We start from the raw sequence: 17,529 nt of genomic DNA on the forward strand, positions 1-17,529 counted from the left end.
TCAGCCCCGTTCTCTGCGAAAAAGAGCGCGATGAGAGACAGGGGCGCCCGTCGACAGACGGGCTGAGAAGCACCCTTCGAACCTGAACCGGATAATGCCGGCGGAGGGAGTCGCTCGGGGTCGCGGCACAGCCCGCACGAACCGCCCCGTGCCCGCCCCCGCCTGAAAGGGGCCACATGCAGACCAAGACCACACCAGGAGCGATGCTGAATGCGATGCGCGAGAAGCCGCCGCTCGTTCAATGCATCACCAATTACGTCGCCATGAACATCGCCGCAAATGTTCTGCTTGCATCAGGCGCCTCGCCCGCCATGGTGCATGCCGCAGAAGAAGCCGGCGAGTTCGCCGGGATCGCCAGCGCGCTGACAATCAATATCGGCACGCTGTCGACGCAATGGATCGACGGCATGCAGGCGGCGGCGAAGGCGGCGACATCAGCCGGCAAGCCTTGGGTGCTCGATCCGGTCGCGCATTATGCGACGGCTTTCCGCCGCAACGCGGTCGCCGACCTCCTGGCGCTCCGTCCAACCATCATCCGCGGCAACGCTTCCGAAATCATCGCGCTGGCCGGCGGAGAGAGCCGCGGCCAGGGGGTCGACAGCCGCGATCCGGTCGAACAGGCGGAAGGTTCGGCGCGATGGTTGGCTGAGCGGCAGCAGTCGGTCGTCGCCGTTACCGGTGCCGTCGATTTCGTCACCGACGGCGAGCGGGCCGTGCGCATCGAAGGCGGGTCGGCCTTGATGCCGCAAGTCACAGCACTCGGCTGCTCGCTCACCTGCCTCGTCGGCGCCTTTGCCGCGACGGCACCTGAGGATATCTTCGGCGCGACGGTTGCGGCACTTGCGACCTTTGCCATCGCCGGCGAGGAGGCAGCACTTGGGGCGGCCGGCCCCGGCTCCTTCTCCTGGCGCTTCCTCGATGCGCTGGCCGCGCTCGACGCCGAAACGCTTGACGCCAGGGCAAGGATATCGGCCGCATGAAGGCCTTCGACCTTTCGCTCTATCTCGTCCTTGACCCCGATCTCTGCGCGGGGATCGGCATGGTCGAAACCGCGCGCCTTGCCGTTGCCGGCGGCGCCACCATGGTGCAACTGCGCGACAAACATGCCGGCACCATCGGGATGATCGAGACCGGCCGTGCCTTGAAACAGGCATTGGATGGAACCGGCGCCCTCCTCATCGTCAACGACGATGTCGAGGCGGCAATCGCCATCGGCGCCGACGGCCTGCATATCGGCCAGGAGGACATGGATGCGATGAGAGCGCGGACGATGATCGGCCCCGACATGATCCTTGGCCTGTCGGTCGAGAACGAGGCGCTCGCCGGTGCCGTCGATCCTGATCTCATCGACTACACGGGCGTCGGGCCAGTGTTTGCGACACCGACCAAGGCCGACCACAAGCAGCCGATCGGCTTTGACGGCCTTGCAAGGCTGGTGAAGGCCTCGCCAGTGCCGTCCGTCGCAATCGGCGGGCTCAAGGCGGATCATGTCGCCCAAGTGTTCGCCGCCAGCGCCAAGGGCCTTGCCGTCGTATCCGCCATCTGCGGCACGCCCGATCCGGAAGCGGCCACGCGCCGCATCGCCGCAGAAATTCGAAAGGTGCGCGCATGATCCGCAACGTTCTCTCGATCGCCGGCTCCGATCCCTCGGGCGGCGCCGGCATCCAGGCCGATCTCAAGGCCTTTTCCGCCCGCGGCGTCTACGGCATGGCGGTGCTGACCGCGCTGACGGCGCAGAACACGCAAGGTGTCAGCGGCGTGCATCTGGTGCCGCCGCAATTCGTCGCCGACCAGATCAATGCCGTCTTTGCCGATGTCCGCGTCGATGCCGTCAAGATCGGCATGATCGCCAATGCCGGCATCGCCGATGCCGTTGCCGGTGCGCTGTCGGACCACCGCGACATTCCGATCGTCATCGATCCGGTCATGATCGCCAAGGGTGGAGCCGCCCTGCTTGCGCCCGAAGCGGTCGACGTATTGACCCGCCGGCTGCTGCCGCTTGCCACACTTCTGACCCCGAACCTGCCCGAAGCCGCCGCCCTGCTGCAACAGCCGGTGGCGACAAACCGCGCTGACATGGCGGCGCAGGCCGAGCGCCTGCGCGCACTTGGCCCGGTCGCGGTGCTGGTCAAGGGCGGCCATCTCGACAGCGACGAGAGCCCTGACGTGCTTGCCACGGCCGCCGGCCTGCACTGGTTCGAAGCCAGGCGCGTGCCGACCAAGAACACCCACGGCACCGGCTGCACGCTGTCCAGCGCGCTGGCGGCCGAACTCGCCAAGGGCGCTTCGGCGCAGGAGGCGGTCGCCATCGCGAAGGTCTACCTCGCCGGCGCGGTCGCGGCTGCCGGAAGCCTCACCGTCGGCTCCGGCCACGGCCCGGTGCAGCATTTTCATGCGCTCTGGAAACACGGCATATAATAGCGCTCGCTCAGCGAAATGCCGCCAATCGAAAACGGCCCGGCCTTCCCGGGCCGTTTTTGCGTTCGGCACCTACTTTGCGTTGAAACCGCGGCGACTGCGTCGGGTCGTCCCCTTGCCCCTTTGAAAAACCCTGTTGACAAGCCCGGCCAGATGGCCAAGTCTATGACACTAAAAGGGGATACATTCCGCAATAACGGAATAACTGGAGGAGTGACAGGTGCCAGACCTGCTTGTGAGCTTATACTCCACTGAGCTCGCCGACCTGAAACAGAAAGCCGACGATATCGGCATCTCCATCCGTCCGGCCCTCCCCCCGGAACTGCATCTTATCGCCAACTGGGTTCGCGAACAGTTCAGCGAGAACTGGGCAAGCGAAGTCACAGTCGCCTTCTCCCGCCAGCCTGTTGCCTGCCTGATCGCCATCGAAGGCGGCAAGCTCCTGGGCTTTGCCTGTTATGACACGACGGCACGCGGCTTCTTCGGTCCGACCGGCGTCGAGCCGCAAGTGCGCGGCAAGGGCATCGGGCTCGCCCTTTTTTCCGCCTGCCTTCAGACCATGAAGACGCTCGGCCACGCCTACGCCTTCATCGGCGATGCCGGCCCGGTCGATTTCTACGCCAGGACCGCAGGCGCAATCGTCATCCCCGCCCCCGATAAGGGCATCTACGAAGGCATGCTGAGAAGCACGCCGAAATGACCATCTGATCCCGGAGCTACAGATTTGTCCTCGACCCCGCTCGCCCTTTTCGTCGGCCTTCCGAATCCCACTATTTCGGATGATGAATTCGCCCTCTTTCGCGAAACCAATCCGCTTGGTCTCTTCGTCGGCCGGCGCAATCAGCGCAAGCCGGAGCAGACGAAGCGGCTGATCGACCGCTTCCGCGAAGCCGTCGGCCGCGACGACGCGCCTGTCTTCACCGACCAGGAAGGCGGCCGCGTTCAGCATCTCGATGCCGGCCCCTGGCCGCTCTTCCGCAGCTTCGGCCAGTTCGCCGAACTTGCGCGCCGCGATTTCGATCTCGGCAAAAAAGCATTGCGCCTTTCCTCCCAGGCCATGGGCGCGATGATGACGGAACTCGGCCTTTCCAGCGGCTGCTCGCCCGTTCTCGACCTCGTCTTCGAGACGACGAGCGCGGTCATCGGCGCCCGCTCCTTCGGCCCTGATCCCGATTTCATCGCGGCCCTCGGCCGCGAGGTGGTCGACGGCCTGCTCGAGACCGGCAACATGCCCGTCATCAAGCATATTCCCGGCCATGGCCGCGCGACGCTCGATTCGCACAAGGAGCGTCCGGTGGTCGACGCCAGCCGCGAGACGCTCACCGCGACCGATTTCAAACCCTTCGTCGCGCTGAAGGATACGCCCTGGGCCATGGTCGCCCATGTCGTCTACTCGGCCTATGACGCGGAGCTGCCGGCGTCCGTCTCGCCTGTTATGCACGACGTGATCCGCAAGGACATGGGCTATGAGGGCGTGCTGATATCAGACTGCATCTTCATGCAGTCGCTCTCCGGCACCCTGCCGGAACGCGTCAAACAGGTGCTCGACGCAGGCTTCGACATCGCGCTCCACAGCCACGGCGACATCCCGGAAAGCGAAGCAGCCGCCAAGGCCGCCCGCCCGCTGACGGAAGCCGCCCTCAAGCGGATCGCCGCCGGTAAGGCTCGCCTCGGCAATCTCAAGATCGATGTCCGCGCCGCTCATGCAGAAGTCGAAGACATGTTTGCAAGCGCGCTGGTCTCCTGACCAGCGCCTCATCTCTCACCGGATAAGAAAAGGGGAATAAGACATGAAAAAATATCTACTTGCAGCTGCAGCATTAACGCTGCTTTCGGGATCCGCCGTGGCGCAGACGATCCTCACGGTGAACATCGAACCGGCAACGACCTGGGTTCGCAACTTCAACCCGTTCAACCAGACCTCGTCGCGCCAGTCCACGCTAGACTTCATCTACGAGCCGCTGGTCGTCTTCAATCGCTTCGACAGCAACAAGCCGGTCTATCGCCTGGCTGAAAGCTTCAAGCTCTCCGACGACCTGAAGAGCATCGATTTCAAGCTGCGTCCGAACCTGAAATGGTCGGACGGCAAGCCGCTGACAGCAGCCGACGTCAAGTTCACCTATGATTACCTGAAGAAGTTCCCGGCGCTCGATTTCGTCAGCATCTGGACCTTCATCACCGATGTCCAGGCGGTCGACGGCCAGACGGTCCGCTTCACGCTCGCCAATCCGAGCTCGCTTGCGGCCGAGCAAATCTCGCAGCTGCCGATCGTTCCCGAACATGTCTGGAAGGATGTCGCGGATCCCGTCACCTTCGCCAACGAGACCCCGGTTGGCAGCGGTCCGCTGACCGAGGTGCCGCGCTTCACCGGCCAGACCTACGACCAGTGCCGCAACCCGAACTACTGGGACAACGAGCACCTGAAGGTCGATTGCATGCGCTTCCCGCAGCTTGCCGACAACAACCAGATGCTGACCGCAACGGCCGACGGCACGCTCGACTGGGGCGTCTCTTTCATTCCCGATATCGACAATGTCTATGTTTCCAAGGATCCGGCGCATTTCCACTACTGGTATTCGCCAAGCAGCATGGTCGCCTTCCTGTTCAACCTGGAAACGGCGAACGAGAACAACAAGAAGGCCTTCAACGATCTGAAGTTCCGCCGGGCTGTCTCGATGGCGCTCGACCGCAAGACGATGATCGACGTCGCCGGCTACGGCTATCCGACGCTGAACGAAGACCCCGGACTGATGGGCGAGCTCTACAAGAGCTGGGCGGACCCGTCCGTCAAGGCCGACTTCGGCAAATTCGCAACCTATGATGCCGATGCCGCCAAGGCCCTGCTCGACGAGGCGGGCTACAAGGACAAGGACGGCGACGGTTTCCGCGACAATCCCGACGGCACCAAGATCTCCTTCTCGATCATCGTCCCGAGCGCCTGGACGGATTGGATCGATACCGTCAACCTCGCCGTCGAAGGCATGCAGGCGGTCGGCATCGACGCCAAGATCGAAACGCCGGAGGAAGCTGTCTGGACCGGCAACCTCATCAACGGCACCTTCGATGCGGCGATCAACAGCCTGCCGGCATCGGCTTCGCCCTATTACCCCTACAAGCGCGCCTTCAGCGCCTCGGACAAGGGCAAGACCCGCTTCACCGCGCAGCGCTGGTTCAACCCGGAGGTCGAAAAACTCGTCACCGAGTTCACCCAGACCGCCGATCTTACCAAGCAGAAGGACGCGATGAACAAGGCGCAGCGCATCGTCGCCGAAAACATGCCTGTGATTCCGGTGTTCAACAATCCGAACTGGTATCAGTACAACACCAAGCGCTTCACCGGCTGGTCGACCAAGGAAAACCCCTTCGTCAATCCGTCGATCTCGCGGACCAATCCGGCACGCCTGCTGAACCTCCTGGCCCTCGAGCCGGTCAAGTAAGCATCGCAATCCTCGGGAGCGGCGTAAAGCGCCGCTTCCGTCACGACGGAGTTCCCATGGCTTTCCTGCTTCGCCGCCTCGTCTTCTACATGGCAGCCTTCATCGCGGCAGCGACGATCAATTTCTTCCTGCCGCGTCTGATGCCGGGCGATCCGGTGCAGATCATGTTCTCCAGCGCCGGCACCGAATTGCCGCCGGAAAGCCTGCAGGCGCTGAAGCTCACCTTCGGCTTCGTCGACGGTCCGCTCTGGCAACAGTACCTCACCTATCTCGGCAGCATCTTCACCGGCGATCTCGGCCGCTCGATCAAATATTTCCCGCTGCCGGTCACCTCGGTGCTCGGCCATGCGCTGGTCTGGACCGTCGGCCTGATGGGCACGGCGACGATCGTGAGCTTCGCGCTCGGCACCTTCCTCGGCATCGTCGCCGCCTGGCGCCGCGGCAGCAGGTTCGATGTCGTCGTCTCCGTCGGCGCGATCTTCGCCACCTCGGTACCGGCCGTCGTCACCTCGCTGATCGTGCTCTTCATCTTCGGCTTCACGCTCGGCTGGTTTCCGAACGGTTATGCCGCCGACCCATCGCTCGATCCGGCCTTCAGCCTGCAATATGTCGGCAGCCTCGCCTATCATGGCATCCTGCCGATGGTGACGCTCTGCACTGTGCTGATCGGCGGCTTCACCGTCACCATGCGCAACAACATGATCAACCTGCTCGGCGAGGACTATATCGTCATGGCCCGCGCCAAGGGCCTTTCGGACCGGCATGTGATGCTCTGGTACGCTGCGCGCAACGCCCTGCTGCCGACCGTCTCCAGCCTTGCCATCGCCATCGGCACCATCCTTGGCGGCTCGCTGGTGACGGAGGTCGTCTATAACTATCCCGGCCTCGGCAATATTCTCTACCAGGCGATCCTCGCCCGCGATTACCCCGTCATTCAGGGCCAGCTCCTGATCATGACCGCGACCATGCTGATCGCCAATTTTATCGTCGACGTCAGCTATGTCATGCTCGACCCGCGGCTGAAGGGAGCGTGAGATGAAGACCCTGCTTCGAAACCGCAAGGCGCTCGTCGGTCTCGTCATCATCGCCTTCATCGTCCTCGTCGCGATCGCAGCGCCGCTGCTGACGCAGTACGATCCCGCCGCCCGCACCGGACGACCGCACCAGCCGCCGTCGCTAGACCATATCCTCGGTACGACCCGCATCGGCCAGGATGTCTTTGCCCGGCTGATCTACGGTGCCCGCACCTCGCTTGCCGTCGGCTTCGGCGCCGGCCTGCTGATCACGCTCGTCGGTACCGCGCTCGGCATCATCTCCGGCTATCGCGGCGGCAAGACCGACGAGATCATCAGCTTCTTCACCAATATGGTGCTGGTCGTCCCGAACCTGCCGCTGCTGCTCGTGCTTGCCGCCTTCATCGGCCAGGCAAGCCCCCTCGTCATCGCCCTCATCCTCGGCGCCACCTCCTGGGCCTGGGGCGCACGCGTCACCCGTGCCGAAACGCTCTCCGTCAAGCAGAAGGATTTCGTCAAATCGGCCGAGATGATGGGTGAGCCGCAATGGCGCATCATGACATTCGAGATCTTTCCCAACGTGATTTCAATCGTCGGCATCAATTTCATCGGCAGCGTCATCTTCGCGATCATTACCGAGGCGACGCTGGAATTCCTCGGTCTCGGCGATCCGAGAGCGATCTCCTGGGGCACCATGCTCTACAACGCGCAGAAGGCCTCGGCTCTTTCGGTCGGCGCCTGGTGGGATATCCTCACCCCCTGCTTCGCGCTCGCCTTCCTCGGCATCGGCATGTCATTGCTGAACTTCGCCGTCGACGAGATCGCCAATCCGCGGCTGCGCACCGGCAATCACCTGAAGCGCTGGTCCCTGCTCGTCCGTTCCGGGGAGGGCCGCCTGTGACGCAGCCGCTGCTGTCGGTGAGGAACCTCACCATCGACTATATCGGCGAGGAGAAGGATTTTCGCGCCGTCAACGATGTCAGCTTCGACGTCGCGCCCGGCGAGGTCTTCGGCCTTGCCGGCGAATCCGGCTGCGGCAAGAGCACCATCGCGTTTGCCATCAGCCGCCTGCACAAGCCGCCGGCGCTGATCCGCAAGGAGAGCCGCATCCTGCTCGATGGCCGCGACGTGCTCGGCCTCGACCGGCAGGCGCTCAGCGCCTTCCGCTGGCGCGAGGTTGCCATGGTGTTCCAGAGCGCCATGAACTCGCTGAACCCGGTGCTGCGCATCGAGGCGCAATTCTACGACATGCTGCGCACCCACAAGAACATGAGCCGTGCGGAAGCCCGCGAGCGCACCGCCGAGATGCTGACGCTCGTCGACATCGCGCCGGATCGCATGCGCGACTATCCGCACCAGTTTTCCGGCGGCATGCGCCAGCGCATCGTCATCGCCATCTGCATGGCGCTCGATCCGAAGCTCGTCGTCATGGACGAGCCGACGACGGCGCTCGACGTCGTCGTCCAGCGCGAAATCCTGCAGCGCATCAACGAATTGCGCCGCAGCTTCGGCTTCTCCGTGCTGTTCATCACCCATGATCTCGGCCTGATGGTGCAGTTTTGCGACCGCATCGGCATCATGCTTGCCGGCCGGCTGGTGGAGCAGAACACGGCCGAGGCGATCTACAGGACGCCAAAGCACGACTACACGAAGAAGCTCTGGGCCTCCTTCCCCTCGCTGCATGGAGGAGTGCTGCTATGACCGACGCCATTCTCGCACTCGATAGCGTGACGAAGACCTTCGGCCATGGCTCCGGGGCCGTGCATGCGGCGCGCGCCATCTCTTTTTCGCTGCATGCCGGCCGGGCGCTGGCGTTGGTTGGCGAATCCGGCAGCGGCAAGACCACCTGCGCCCGCATGGCGATGCGCGAATATCTGCCGACATCGGGCCGGATTCTCTACAAGGGCCGGCCTGTCGAGGCGGCGAAATCCGCCGAGATCGCCCGCTACCGCCGCTCGGTGCAGATGATCTTCCAGGACCCCTTTGCCTCGCTGAACCCCGCCCACACCATCGCCCATCATCTCAGGCGGCCGCTGAAGCTGCACCGCCCGGAGATCAAGGGGGCAGAGATCGACGTTGCGGTCCGCGAACTGCTGCAGCGCGTCAGGCTCGATCCCGATCTCGTCGCGCCGAAATATCCGCATGAACTTTCCGGCGGTCAGCGCCAGCGCGTCAACATCGCTCGCGCCTTGGCCGTCAAGCCGGAGGTCATCGTCGCCGACGAACCGACCTCGATGCTCGACGTCTCGGTGCGCCTCGGCGTGCTGAACCTGTTGAACGAGATGAAGCGGGAGCTGAATCTCGGCCTGCTTTACATCACCCATGATATCGCCACCGCCCGTTACGTCGCCGAGGACATCGCCGTGATGTATGCCGGCCAGATCGTCGAATGGGGCAGCGTCGCCAAGGTGATCGACAATCCGCTGCATCCCTATACCCGGCTGCTGCTCTCGGCCGTGCCCGATCCGGACGTCCGGTTCGACGACCCGAAGGCCCGGCTGAGGCCCGACGAGGTGGAAGATATCCGCCGCCGTTCGGCCATGCCGCAGGACGACATCGTCGAATTCGAGCAGGACCATTTCATGCGGATGATCTGAGGCCGGCTTGCTGGCCTCGTCGCGTGCCCTATGCTAGGGGACGGTCCCTTTCATATGAGGCGAAGCCGTCATGCTGCCCTGGATCCAGCTCGATTCCGCGACCATTCCCGGTGAAAACGGCGAATTGCGGCTAAAGCAGCGCGGCAGCGAGTTCTCGATCATGCTCGGCGCCAACGAGTTGATGAACAGCCGCCTCAGCGGTTCGGAGGAAGCGCTGGCGACCCTTTCCTGGGATCGCATCAAGTCGCACCCGAAGCCAAGGATCTTGATCGGTGGGCTCGGCATGGGCTTTACCCTGCGCGCCGCTCTCGCCGTCCTTCCCGAAGATGCCGGCGTCACCGTCGCCGAACTGGTGCCGGCCGTGATCGCCTGGGCACGCGGGCCGATGGCCGAGGTCTTCCAGGGCTGTCTCGACGATCCGCGCGTCGGCATCCATCAGGGCGATGTCGGCGAAGCGATCCGCGCCGGCAAGGGCGCCTATGATGCGATCCTGCTCGATGTCGACAACGGCCCTGATGGCCTGACCCGCAAATCCAACGACCGGCTCTACGATTTTGCCGGCCTTCGCGCCGCCAGCGACGCGCTGCGCCCCGGCGGCGTGCTCGCCGTCTGGTCCTCCGGTCCCGATCCCGATTTCACGCGACGTCTCAAGGGCAGCGGTTTTTCCGTTGACGCCGTCAATACGCGCGCCAACGGCAAACGCGGCGGCGCCCGCCACGTCATCTGGCTGGCCGTCAAGCCGGTGAAATGACGTTCAAGCCGAAGCGATCCTGCGGGCGGCATTGATGGCGCGGCGAGCGCCGGAGCGCAGTTGCGCGGTCTCCGCACCGGCAATGACCAGATCGAAACCGAATTTCAGCAGCTCGCCGGCCCGTTCGCCGTCGCCGGCGAAGGCGCAGGCGAATTTGCCGTGGGCGCGGCAGCGCGAAACGGCATGCTGCATGGCGCTGTCGATCTCGGCGGCGTTCGGCGCCACCTGGTCGCCGTTCGAGAGTGCGATCGAAAGGTCGGAGGGACCGATGAAAATGCCATCGATGCCGGCAACGCCGAGAATGTCGTCGATCGCCTCGAGTGCTGCCCGGGTCTCGACCATGGCGATGGCGACGGTGAGCGCATTGGCGTTCTTCAGATAATCATCGGCCGACAGGCCGGTATGGTTCAGCGCCAGCGACGGTCCCCAGCTGCGTTCGCCGAGAGGCGGGTATTTGGTGGCCTTGACGAAGGCTTGGGCGTCTTCGGCCGAATTGATCATCGGCGCGATGATGCCGGAGGCTCCGGCATCGAGCAGGCGCGAGGCGGACGCGAAATCACCGACCGGTATGCGTGCCAGCGCTGGCTTGCCGGCAAGGCGCACCTGGGCGACGGCGTTCGCTGCCGAGGGCATGTCCCACATGCCGTGCTGCATATCCAGCACGATGGTGTCGAAGGCCTCCTGCGCCAGGTGGTTGGCGAGCGTGGCGTCGGGAATACCGATCCAGGCGGAGATCATGCCACCCCGGTGCTGCCTGATCCGGTCCGCAAAGCCGTCGATTTCAGCTGCGCTCATGCCATTCTCCTCAGTTCGACAGGCCGCCAGCGGCCAGAGATTTCACCTCGAGGAACTCGTCGATGTCGAATTCCCTCAAAGCCATGCACGGGTTGCCGGCTCATCCTCACCGGCGCAGCCGCGAAATAATGACCGTCACGGCGATCCCCGCCACAGCCATGATGCCTCCCCAAAGAACCCAGATGCTTTGGTTGATCATGAAACTGGATGACGGATAGGGAAAATAGCCGCTTCCCTGTGCGATCCAGATCAGTCCCAAGAAGATCATGAGCAGTCCAACGACGTATCCGACGGTTCGCGACATGCTTCGGCCCTTCCCTATGAATCGATGCCACAATGTCGATCGGCGTCGGTCATGACAAGGCTTCTCTCCTGAGCGCGAACATATTCCGGATGCAACGGCGCGCTGGCCTCGGTCCGAATGTCAGGTCCTGCCGACTTCATCCACCAGCCAGGTGCTGAGCCTCTCGCTATCAATATTTGCCGATCGCGGCGGTATCAGCCAGTAACCACGGTCGGGTGCCTCGAGCGGCGGCCCGGCTTCCACCAGCATATGTGTGGAGAGAAGCGTATCGACCAGCCCCATCCAGCCGATCGCCACGCCCTGCTCGCTGAGAGCGGCCTGGACGACCAGCGAGTAGGTATTGAAACTGACATCACCGCGGCCGGCATGGAGATCGCGAGTAACGGAGAATTCGGCAAGATAACTTCGCCAATCGAACCAGGGCGGTGGCGTCGGCGAGTCGAGATGGATCAGGACCGCCTTGGCAAGAAGCTGCGGATCGTCGAACGGGCCGTTGCGATCGAGAAAGCCTTTCGTGCAGACGGGCACGACCTTTTCCTGCAGCAGAAGCGATCCGATAGCGCCGAATTCCGCCCGCGTCCCAAAAACTACCACCACATCTGCGTCGTCGCGAAAGCCGGGCTCAAGCCTCTGGGTCGCGACGATCTGTATATCCGCTTCCGGGTGAAGCAGGCGAAAGCCGTGCATGCGCGGGATCAGCCAAAGCGCTGAAAAGGCATAGTCGGTTCTCAGTCTGACGACCGGCCTTTGAGCCTCAGTGCGGAAACTGCGCGCCAGGGCATCGATATCACCGACCGTTTTGGCGGCGACCTGGAAAAGCCGCTCTCCTTCCGCGGTCAACTCGACGCCGCGGTGCTGGCGGCGCAGCAGGGCGACGCCGAACTGCTCTTCCAGCCGCCGAATCTGATAGCTGACGGCCGGCTGCGTAAGGCCGAGACCTGCCGCCGCGGCCGAAAAGCTGCCGAGCCTTGCGACCTCCGCGAAAATGCGCATCCATCCCAGCTCAGGCGGGCGGTCTGGCATAAAAATTCCTTTTGACAACCATCGAAAAAAGCCAGCTTTACAGGCACGATGATACTGGCTTTGATAAGATCTGCAAATAGCAAGAGGGACGTTCCCTTCATCGGCCCCCCGGCCTTTGAGACCACAGGAGACAATTTCACATGGCGCGTCCGAATATCCTCATCCTGATGGTCGATCAGTTGAATGGCACTTTCTTTCCCGACGGCCCTGCCGATTTTCTGCATGCGCCGCATCTGAAATCATTGGCGGAGCGTTCCGTGCGTTTCACCAACGCCTATACCGCAAGCCCGCTCTGCGCACCGGCGCGGGCCTCCTTCATGTCCGGACAATTGCCGAGCCGAACCCGCGTCTATGATAATGCGGCGGAATTTGCCTCTGACATTCCGACCTATGCGCATCATCTGCGCGCGGCCGGATACCAGACCGCACTTTCCGGCAAGATGCATTTCGTCGGCCCCGACCAGTTGCATGGGTTCGAAGAGCGCCTGACGACGGACATCTACCCGGCCGACTTCGGCTGGACGCCGGACTATAGCAAGCCCGGCGAGCGCATAGACTGGTGGTATCACAATCTGGGCTCGGTCACCGGCGCCGGCATTGCCGAGATCACCAACCAGATGGAGTATGACGACGAGGTCGCCTACCACGCCGGCCGCAAGCTGTTCGATCTGTCGCGCGGACACGACGAGCGCCCCTGGTGCCTGACCGTCAGCTTCACCCATCCGCACGACCCCTATGTCGCGCGCCGCAAATTCTGGGATCTCTATGAAGATTGCCCGGCACTTGATCCGGCGGTTGCGCCGATTGCCTTCGAGCTGCAGGACGCGCACTCGCAGCGTCTGATGAAAGCCTGCGACCACGATGCTTTCAACATCAGCGATGAGCAGATCAGGCGGGCAAGGCGCGGCTATTTCGCCAATATCTCCTATGTCGACGAGAAGATCGGCGACATTCTCGGCGTCCTCGACCGGACCCGCATGGCCGAAAACACGATCATCCTCTTTGCGTCCGACCATGGCGACATGCTCGGTGATCGCGGTCTCTGGTTCAAGATGAACTTCTTCGAAGGATCGGCCCGCGTTCCGCTGATGATCGCGGCACCCGGCTGGAAGCCCAAACGGATCGACCAGCCTGTCTCTACCCTCGACGTGACGCCGACGCTTGCCGGCCTTGCCGGGATCGATATCGCCTCGTTGAAGCCGTGGACCGAGGGCGAGGATCTGGCAGCGCTTGCCGAAGGCACCGGCAGCCGCAGCCCGGTGCCGATGGAATATGCCGCGGAGGGTTCCGAGGCGCCGCTCGTCTGTATCCGGGACGGACGATACAAACTCTCGCTCTGCGAGAAGGACCCGCCGATGCTGTTTGATCTCGAGACCGATCCCCAAGAACTCGACAATCTGGCGGACGGCCCGGCGCATGCCGAGACCTTGGCAAGGCTTGTCGAACAGGCCGGCCGACGCTGGAACCTTTCCGATTTCGATGCAGCCGTGCGCGAAAGCCAGGCGCGCCGCTGGGTGGTCTATGCGGCGCTACGCAATGGGGCCTATTTTCCATGGGATTATCAGCCGCTGCAGAAAGCCTCGGAGCGCTATATGCGCAACCACATGGATCTGAACGTGCTGGAGGAAAACCAAAGGTTCCCGCGCCAGGAATGAGCGAGACGTGCTTCTGATTTAAGCCATCTTGCGCGCCGGCGCCTCGCGCAGGAAATCCTCGATGAACGCCTTTTGCAGCAGGATGCCGTCCCATTCATCAGGGAAGAAGGGTGAGTCATAGATCAGCGTGAAGGGACCGGCATAACCGGCTCTCTCGCACATCTCCAGGCACGTGCGGTAATCCTCGGCATCGAGGCCGGTAACGCCGTAATCGGCTTTGGCATGGCAGATTTCCGCCCGGCCCATGATATCGGCAAGACCCTCATATTTCGCTGGCGCCGCCCAGTTGCCGAGGTCGCCGTTGAGGCCGACCTTGCCGTCCAGCCGGTCCAGCAGCCAGTTCATTTCGACCGGTGACGGCAGCAGGTCGAACCAGTTCTCGACGACGACACGCACGCCGCTGCCTTCCGCCTTTCCGGCCAGCCAGTTCAGATGGCGGGCGGCGCGGGTAAGGTTTTCCTCCGTCGGCTTCTGCTTGCCGGCAATGACGCGCATCCTCTCAGCCCCGAGGGCTGCGGCGATGTCGATCCACTCCGCCATCCATTTGACGTCGCGTTCGGCCGTCTCCGGATGGCTCGGATCACCGTCCTCGACGAGCAGCGTCTGGAACAACACGTTCGAGGCCGCCATCGCCTCGCGCAATTCGCTTATATAGGCGGCATTAAGGCTCGGCAGATGGAAGGAACAGACCTCCAACCGGTTGACGCCGCGTGCAGCAAGCGCCGCCGGCACGTCGATCAGTGCCGCAGCACCCGGGCCATAGGGTTCTTTCGGCGCAGCGCTTTTGTCAGGATCGGGACTATAGGCATGAACGGCGCCAAGCAGCCGATGCAGCGACCATGTCGAAACCGCGAAACGTCCGTTTTGCAAAACCTGCACTTGCTTTCCTCCGGGATCTCCTCATGCCATCAATGGCAACTAAATCCCGGCGGTTCAATTGCCAATTCAGCCAAAATCGTCGCGGATGACCGGCTCGGCGGCAAGGGCGATCCCCAGCAACGCCTCATCGCGATGAGCGGTGGCCGAAAGCAGCAGGCCGACCGGCATGCCAGCCTCGCCGCTGCCGCAGGGAATGGAAACGCCGCACCAGTCGAGGAAATTGCCGAGCGCGGTGTTGCGCAACGTCTTGTTGTTCGTCGCAAAGAACAGCTCGTCATCCTGCGCCAGCGGCCCGATCGGCGGCGCGACATGGGCAACGGTGGGAAAGGCGAGCAGCCGGTCGCCGACGAGGCGCTCGACATCGGCGATCAGGCGGCTACGCGCCTCGAGGATTGCCAGGTAATCGGGCAGCGTCGTCTTGCTTCCGAGACGGGTACGCATGACGACACGGTGATCCATCCTGTCCGCGTCCGGTCCGGCCAAGCGTTCGCGGTGAAGTGCGAAAGCCTCCGCCGTGACCAGCGGACCATATTTCGTCATCAGATCGAATATCTCGTCGAAGGCGGGAATGACGGTGCGGGCAACATGCGCGCCGGCCTTTTGAAGACGTTCCAAAGCTGCCTCGAACGCGGCGATGACGCCCGCTTCCGCTCCGTCGAAGACGACGTTTTCAGGCACGATGAGTTCCAGCCCTTGCAGGGGACGCGTGGCGACATCAGGCGCCGTCAAGCCGCGCATCGCCGCATCGATCCAGACCGCGTCCCTGACGCTGCGGCAGAGCGGTCCCAACGAATCCAGGCTCTTTGCCAGCGGATAGACGCCTGCCATTGCGTGGCGGCCGCGCGTCGCCTTGTAGCCGACGATGCCGTTGAAGGCGGCGGGAATACGCACCGAGCCGCCGGTATCGGTGCCCATGGCGACCGGAACCAACCCAGCCGCGACGACGACACCAGCACCTGAGGACGAGCCGCCCGGAATGCGCGGGAGATCGGCGCCGCGCGGATTTACCGGCGTGCCGTAATGCGGATTGATGCCGAGGCCGGAAAAGGCGAATTCGCTCATATTGGTGCGCCCGACGGCGACCATGCCGGCCTGCCTGAGCAAAGCGACGACAACCGCATCGCGCTTGGCCGGCATGTCCTTTGCCAGAACGACGGAACCCGCTGTCGTTGGCAGGCCTTCAATGTCGAAAAGATCCTTCCAGGCAATCGGAATGCCGTCCAGCAATCCAAGCGAGCGCCCTTCCCGCAGACGTCGCGAAGAGGCACGCGCCTCTGCCATCGCCCGGCTTTCGAGCAGTGTCGTGAAAACCGCCTTGTCGGCATAATTCGCGATGGACTCGAAGATCGCCTCGGCTACCTCGACCGGATCGGCCGCGCCAGCTTGAATGAGGGCGGAAAGTTGCGCGACCGACATCGCGCCGAAGGATTTGCTCATGGGACTATCCAGAAGAAAGATGTTCCTCTCTGGACTACCCCGGATCATTCCGGTGAACCAGAGCTTCACGATATTTTGCATTTATTGGTACGATTTTTTGAACACTGAGTTTGAATATCGCCCCTTCAATTGCCACGATCGAAGACACACATGCTGCTCGCATGCGGACGCGGTTCGGCACGAGGGTGAGAGTTTGCTCTAGAGAGACCGTCGCCGCATGTGTTGCAGGAGTAATTGAAATGACAGATTGTGAAACTTTAAGCCGTCGCCAGGATATGGTGACCCTCCATGTAAAAGAGGATGAAACCGCCGGTTTAGGCGAGCGCGATTATGTGGACCATGTCAGCGCCCAGAAACTTTCGGCCTTCGAGCGCATTGTCGTGGTCGGAGCGCTGGTTCTCTTGAGCTTTGCGGGTTTTGCCGCCTATTCTTCCGGCAATACGGACCCGATGACGACATCGGCCATTGCCGCCCCCGCCGGCGATAACACGCCGCCGCATCCGGCTTACGGCCATTGCCGCGACAGCAGCCCCTACGCTGAGAGGGTCTGCTAACAGGAAAGCCACCGCATGATTCCTTAAATCGGAATCGATTTAAGGATAAAATTATGCGGTAATTTAAAGTGCTACAGCGTCCTTTGCGCGTCTCAAAAGACGCGCGGCGCTGTAGCTCGCCGGGCATGGAGACCTTGGCCCAGGCTGCATCGACAGCAGGAAAAGGGAAAAGGACCATGGCCGGTGAAATCGATTATAATCTCGATCGCTTCATCGATGCCCAGAACGGCGTCTATGAACAGGCGCTCTCAGAGCTGAAAGCGGGACGCAAGACGTCCCACTGGATGTGGTTCATCTTCCCGCAGATCGCCGGTCTCGGCACGTCGGTGATGGCCGAAAAATATGCGATCCGCTCGGCCGAGGAAGCCACCGCCTATCTCGCCGATCCTATTCTCTCAAGCCGGCTGCTGCGCTGCGTCGAGGCGATCCTGTCTGTTGGCGGCAGATCGGCGCACGAAATCCTGGGTTCACCCGACGACCTCAAGCTGCGCTCGTCGATGACCTTGTTTGCCGCGATCAGCGATCACGGTTCGCCCTTCCACCGGGTGATCGAGCATTTCTATCAGGGAAAATTCGACGAACGGACGATGGAAATCCTCAGTGCCAGCACGGGATGATCTTAGGCCAGGCCGGCCTGAAATCTGAACCCGTTCCCAAATGAAACAG

The 17,529-nt window shown here is 62.7% G+C and carries 19 protein-coding genes and 1 riboswitch; of the genes, 14 read left to right on the forward strand and 5 right to left on the reverse strand.

The window, feature by feature from the left end; translation table 11 throughout:
* The first annotated feature begins 29 nt into the window (after positions 1-29).
* A riboswitch (TPP riboswitch) is annotated at positions 30-126 on the forward strand.
* 50 nt (positions 127-176) lie between these two features.
* The 11 genes from thiM to C3Y91_RS05455 all read left to right on the forward strand — a co-directional run bounded on the left by thiM (position 177) and on the right by C3Y91_RS05455 (position 10,216).
* Positions 177-980 carry a hydroxyethylthiazole kinase gene (gene thiM / locus C3Y91_RS05405; RefSeq protein WP_024320036.1) on the forward strand — a complete coding sequence of 268 codons (804 nt, stop codon included), beginning with the start codon at positions 177-179 and terminating at the stop codon, positions 978-980.
* Positions 977-1,612, forward strand: coding sequence for a thiamine phosphate synthase (gene thiE / locus C3Y91_RS05410; protein WP_075225527.1), 636 nt, complete (start codon positions 977-979; stop codon positions 1,610-1,612). The genes thiM and thiE overlap by 4 nt, the downstream gene beginning before the upstream one ends.
* Positions 1,609-2,418: a bifunctional hydroxymethylpyrimidine kinase/phosphomethylpyrimidine kinase gene (gene thiD / locus C3Y91_RS05415; RefSeq protein WP_024320034.1), complete on the forward strand. Its 810-nt coding sequence runs from the start codon at positions 1,609-1,611 to the stop codon at positions 2,416-2,418. The genes thiE and thiD overlap by 4 nt, the downstream gene beginning before the upstream one ends.
* A 220-nt stretch (positions 2,419-2,638) precedes the next feature.
* Positions 2,639-3,118 carry a GNAT family N-acetyltransferase gene (locus C3Y91_RS05420; RefSeq protein WP_024320033.1) on the forward strand — a complete coding sequence of 160 codons (480 nt, stop codon included), beginning with the start codon at positions 2,639-2,641 and terminating at the stop codon, positions 3,116-3,118.
* A 24-nt stretch (positions 3,119-3,142) separates the two neighbouring features.
* On the forward strand, positions 3,143-4,165 hold the full coding sequence (locus C3Y91_RS05425) for a glycoside hydrolase family 3 N-terminal domain-containing protein (protein ID WP_024320032.1): 1,023 nt from the start codon (positions 3,143-3,145) through the stop codon (positions 4,163-4,165).
* Positions 4,166-4,208: 43 nt separating this feature from the next.
* The gene (locus C3Y91_RS05430; protein WP_018071163.1) at positions 4,209-5,855 is read left to right on the forward strand and encodes an ABC transporter substrate-binding protein; all 1,647 of its coding nucleotides are present in this window, start codon (positions 4,209-4,211) and stop codon (positions 5,853-5,855) included.
* A gap of 56 nt (positions 5,856-5,911) precedes the next feature.
* A complete protein-coding gene (locus C3Y91_RS05435; protein ID WP_018071162.1) occupies positions 5,912-6,889 on the forward strand; it encodes an ABC transporter permease in 978 nt (325 codons plus the stop codon).
* Position 6,890: 1 nt separating this feature from the next.
* The gene (locus tag C3Y91_RS05440) at positions 6,891-7,769 is read left to right on the forward strand and encodes an ABC transporter permease (RefSeq protein ID WP_024320030.1); all 879 of its coding nucleotides are present in this window, start codon (positions 6,891-6,893) and stop codon (positions 7,767-7,769) included.
* On the forward strand, positions 7,766-8,569 hold the full coding sequence (locus C3Y91_RS05445; RefSeq protein ID WP_018071160.1) for an ABC transporter ATP-binding protein: 804 nt from the start codon (positions 7,766-7,768) through the stop codon (positions 8,567-8,569). The genes C3Y91_RS05440 and C3Y91_RS05445 overlap by 4 nt, the downstream gene beginning before the upstream one ends.
* Positions 8,566-9,465 carry an ABC transporter ATP-binding protein gene (locus tag C3Y91_RS05450; protein WP_024320029.1) on the forward strand — a complete coding sequence of 300 codons (900 nt, stop codon included), beginning with the start codon at positions 8,566-8,568 and terminating at the stop codon, positions 9,463-9,465. The genes C3Y91_RS05445 and C3Y91_RS05450 overlap by 4 nt, the downstream gene beginning before the upstream one ends.
* Before the next feature lie 70 nt (positions 9,466-9,535).
* Positions 9,536-10,216: a spermidine synthase gene (locus C3Y91_RS05455; RefSeq protein ID WP_024320028.1), complete on the forward strand. Its 681-nt coding sequence runs from the start codon at positions 9,536-9,538 to the stop codon at positions 10,214-10,216.
* Positions 10,217-10,219: 3 nt separating this feature from the next.
* Here the strand turns inward: C3Y91_RS05455 and C3Y91_RS05460 are convergent, their stop codons facing one another.
* The 3 genes from C3Y91_RS05460 to C3Y91_RS05470 all read right to left on the reverse strand — a co-directional run bounded on the left by C3Y91_RS05460 (position 10,220) and on the right by C3Y91_RS05470 (position 12,338).
* Positions 10,220-11,011, reverse strand: a complete 792-nt coding sequence (locus tag C3Y91_RS05460) for an HpcH/HpaI aldolase family protein (protein WP_018071157.1) — start codon at positions 11,009-11,011, stop codon at positions 10,220-10,222.
* 106 nt (positions 11,012-11,117) lie between these two features.
* On the reverse strand, positions 11,118-11,315 hold the full coding sequence (locus tag C3Y91_RS05465; RefSeq protein WP_024320027.1) for a hypothetical protein: 198 nt from the start codon (positions 11,313-11,315) through the stop codon (positions 11,118-11,120).
* A 120-nt stretch (positions 11,316-11,435) separates the two neighbouring features.
* Complete coding sequence (locus C3Y91_RS05470; RefSeq protein ID WP_018071155.1) at positions 11,436-12,338, reverse strand: choline sulfate utilization transcriptional regulator; 903 nt, start codon at positions 12,336-12,338, stop codon at positions 11,436-11,438.
* 140 nt (positions 12,339-12,478) lie between these two features.
* Here C3Y91_RS05470 and betC point away from each other — a divergent pair, with 140 nt between their 5' ends.
* Positions 12,479-13,993: a choline-sulfatase gene (gene betC / locus C3Y91_RS05475; RefSeq protein ID WP_024320026.1), complete on the forward strand. Its 1,515-nt coding sequence runs from the start codon at positions 12,479-12,481 to the stop codon at positions 13,991-13,993.
* An 18-nt stretch (positions 13,994-14,011) separates the two neighbouring features.
* On the opposite strand, the gene C3Y91_RS05480 is transcribed toward betC, so the two are convergent.
* Positions 14,012-14,872, reverse strand: a complete 861-nt coding sequence (locus C3Y91_RS05480; protein WP_024320025.1) for a sugar phosphate isomerase/epimerase family protein — start codon at positions 14,870-14,872, stop codon at positions 14,012-14,014.
* Between the two features lie 66 nt (positions 14,873-14,938).
* Positions 14,939-16,309, reverse strand: a complete 1,371-nt coding sequence (locus C3Y91_RS05485; protein WP_168575121.1) for an amidase — start codon at positions 16,307-16,309, stop codon at positions 14,939-14,941.
* Positions 16,310-16,584: 275 nt separating this feature from the next.
* Here C3Y91_RS05485 and C3Y91_RS05490 point away from each other — a divergent pair, with 275 nt between their 5' ends.
* On the forward strand, positions 16,585-16,863 hold the full coding sequence (locus tag C3Y91_RS05490; RefSeq protein WP_018071151.1) for a hypothetical protein: 279 nt from the start codon (positions 16,585-16,587) through the stop codon (positions 16,861-16,863).
* Positions 16,864-17,039: 176 nt separating this feature from the next.
* Entirely contained in the window at positions 17,040-17,480 is a 441-nt protein-coding gene (locus C3Y91_RS05495; protein WP_018497187.1) for a DUF1810 domain-containing protein, read from the forward strand.
* Positions 17,481-17,529: the final 49 nt, after the last annotated feature.

Source organism: Rhizobium ruizarguesonis (assembly GCF_012349115.1).
GTDB lineage: Bacteria > Pseudomonadota > Alphaproteobacteria > Rhizobiales > Rhizobiaceae > Rhizobium > Rhizobium ruizarguesonis.

Coding starts and splice junctions, on each gene's coding strand:
- thiM (WP_024320036.1), top strand. CDS start 177: ATGCAGACCAAGACCACACCAGGAGCGATGCTGAATGCGATGCGCGAG.
- thiE (WP_075225527.1), top strand. CDS start 977: ATGAAGGCCTTCGACCTTTCGCTCTATCTCGTCCTTGACCCCGATCTC.
- thiD (WP_024320034.1), top strand. CDS start 1,609: ATGATCCGCAACGTTCTCTCGATCGCCGGCTCCGATCCCTCGGGCGGC.
- C3Y91_RS05430 (WP_018071163.1), top strand. CDS start 4,209: ATGAAAAAATATCTACTTGCAGCTGCAGCATTAACGCTGCTTTCGGGA.
- C3Y91_RS05435 (WP_018071162.1), top strand. CDS start 5,912: ATGGCTTTCCTGCTTCGCCGCCTCGTCTTCTACATGGCAGCCTTCATC.
- C3Y91_RS05440 (WP_024320030.1), top strand. CDS start 6,891: ATGAAGACCCTGCTTCGAAACCGCAAGGCGCTCGTCGGTCTCGTCATC.
- C3Y91_RS05450 (WP_024320029.1), top strand. CDS start 8,566: ATGACCGACGCCATTCTCGCACTCGATAGCGTGACGAAGACCTTCGGC.
- C3Y91_RS05455 (WP_024320028.1), top strand. CDS start 9,536: ATGCTGCCCTGGATCCAGCTCGATTCCGCGACCATTCCCGGTGAAAAC.
- C3Y91_RS05460 (WP_018071157.1), bottom strand. CDS start 11,011: ATGAGCGCAGCTGAAATCGACGGCTTTGCGGACCGGATCAGGCAGCAC.
- C3Y91_RS05465 (WP_024320027.1), bottom strand. CDS start 11,315: ATGTCGCGAACCGTCGGATACGTCGTTGGACTGCTCATGATCTTCTTG.
- C3Y91_RS05470 (WP_018071155.1), bottom strand. CDS start 12,338: ATGCCAGACCGCCCGCCTGAGCTGGGATGGATGCGCATTTTCGCGGAG.
- betC (WP_024320026.1), top strand. CDS start 12,479: ATGGCGCGTCCGAATATCCTCATCCTGATGGTCGATCAGTTGAATGGC.
- C3Y91_RS05485 (WP_168575121.1), bottom strand. CDS start 16,309: ATGAGCAAATCCTTCGGCGCGATGTCGGTCGCGCAACTTTCCGCCCTC.
- C3Y91_RS05490 (WP_018071151.1), top strand. CDS start 16,585: ATGGTGACCCTCCATGTAAAAGAGGATGAAACCGCCGGTTTAGGCGAG.
- C3Y91_RS05495 (WP_018497187.1), top strand. CDS start 17,040: ATGGCCGGTGAAATCGATTATAATCTCGATCGCTTCATCGATGCCCAG.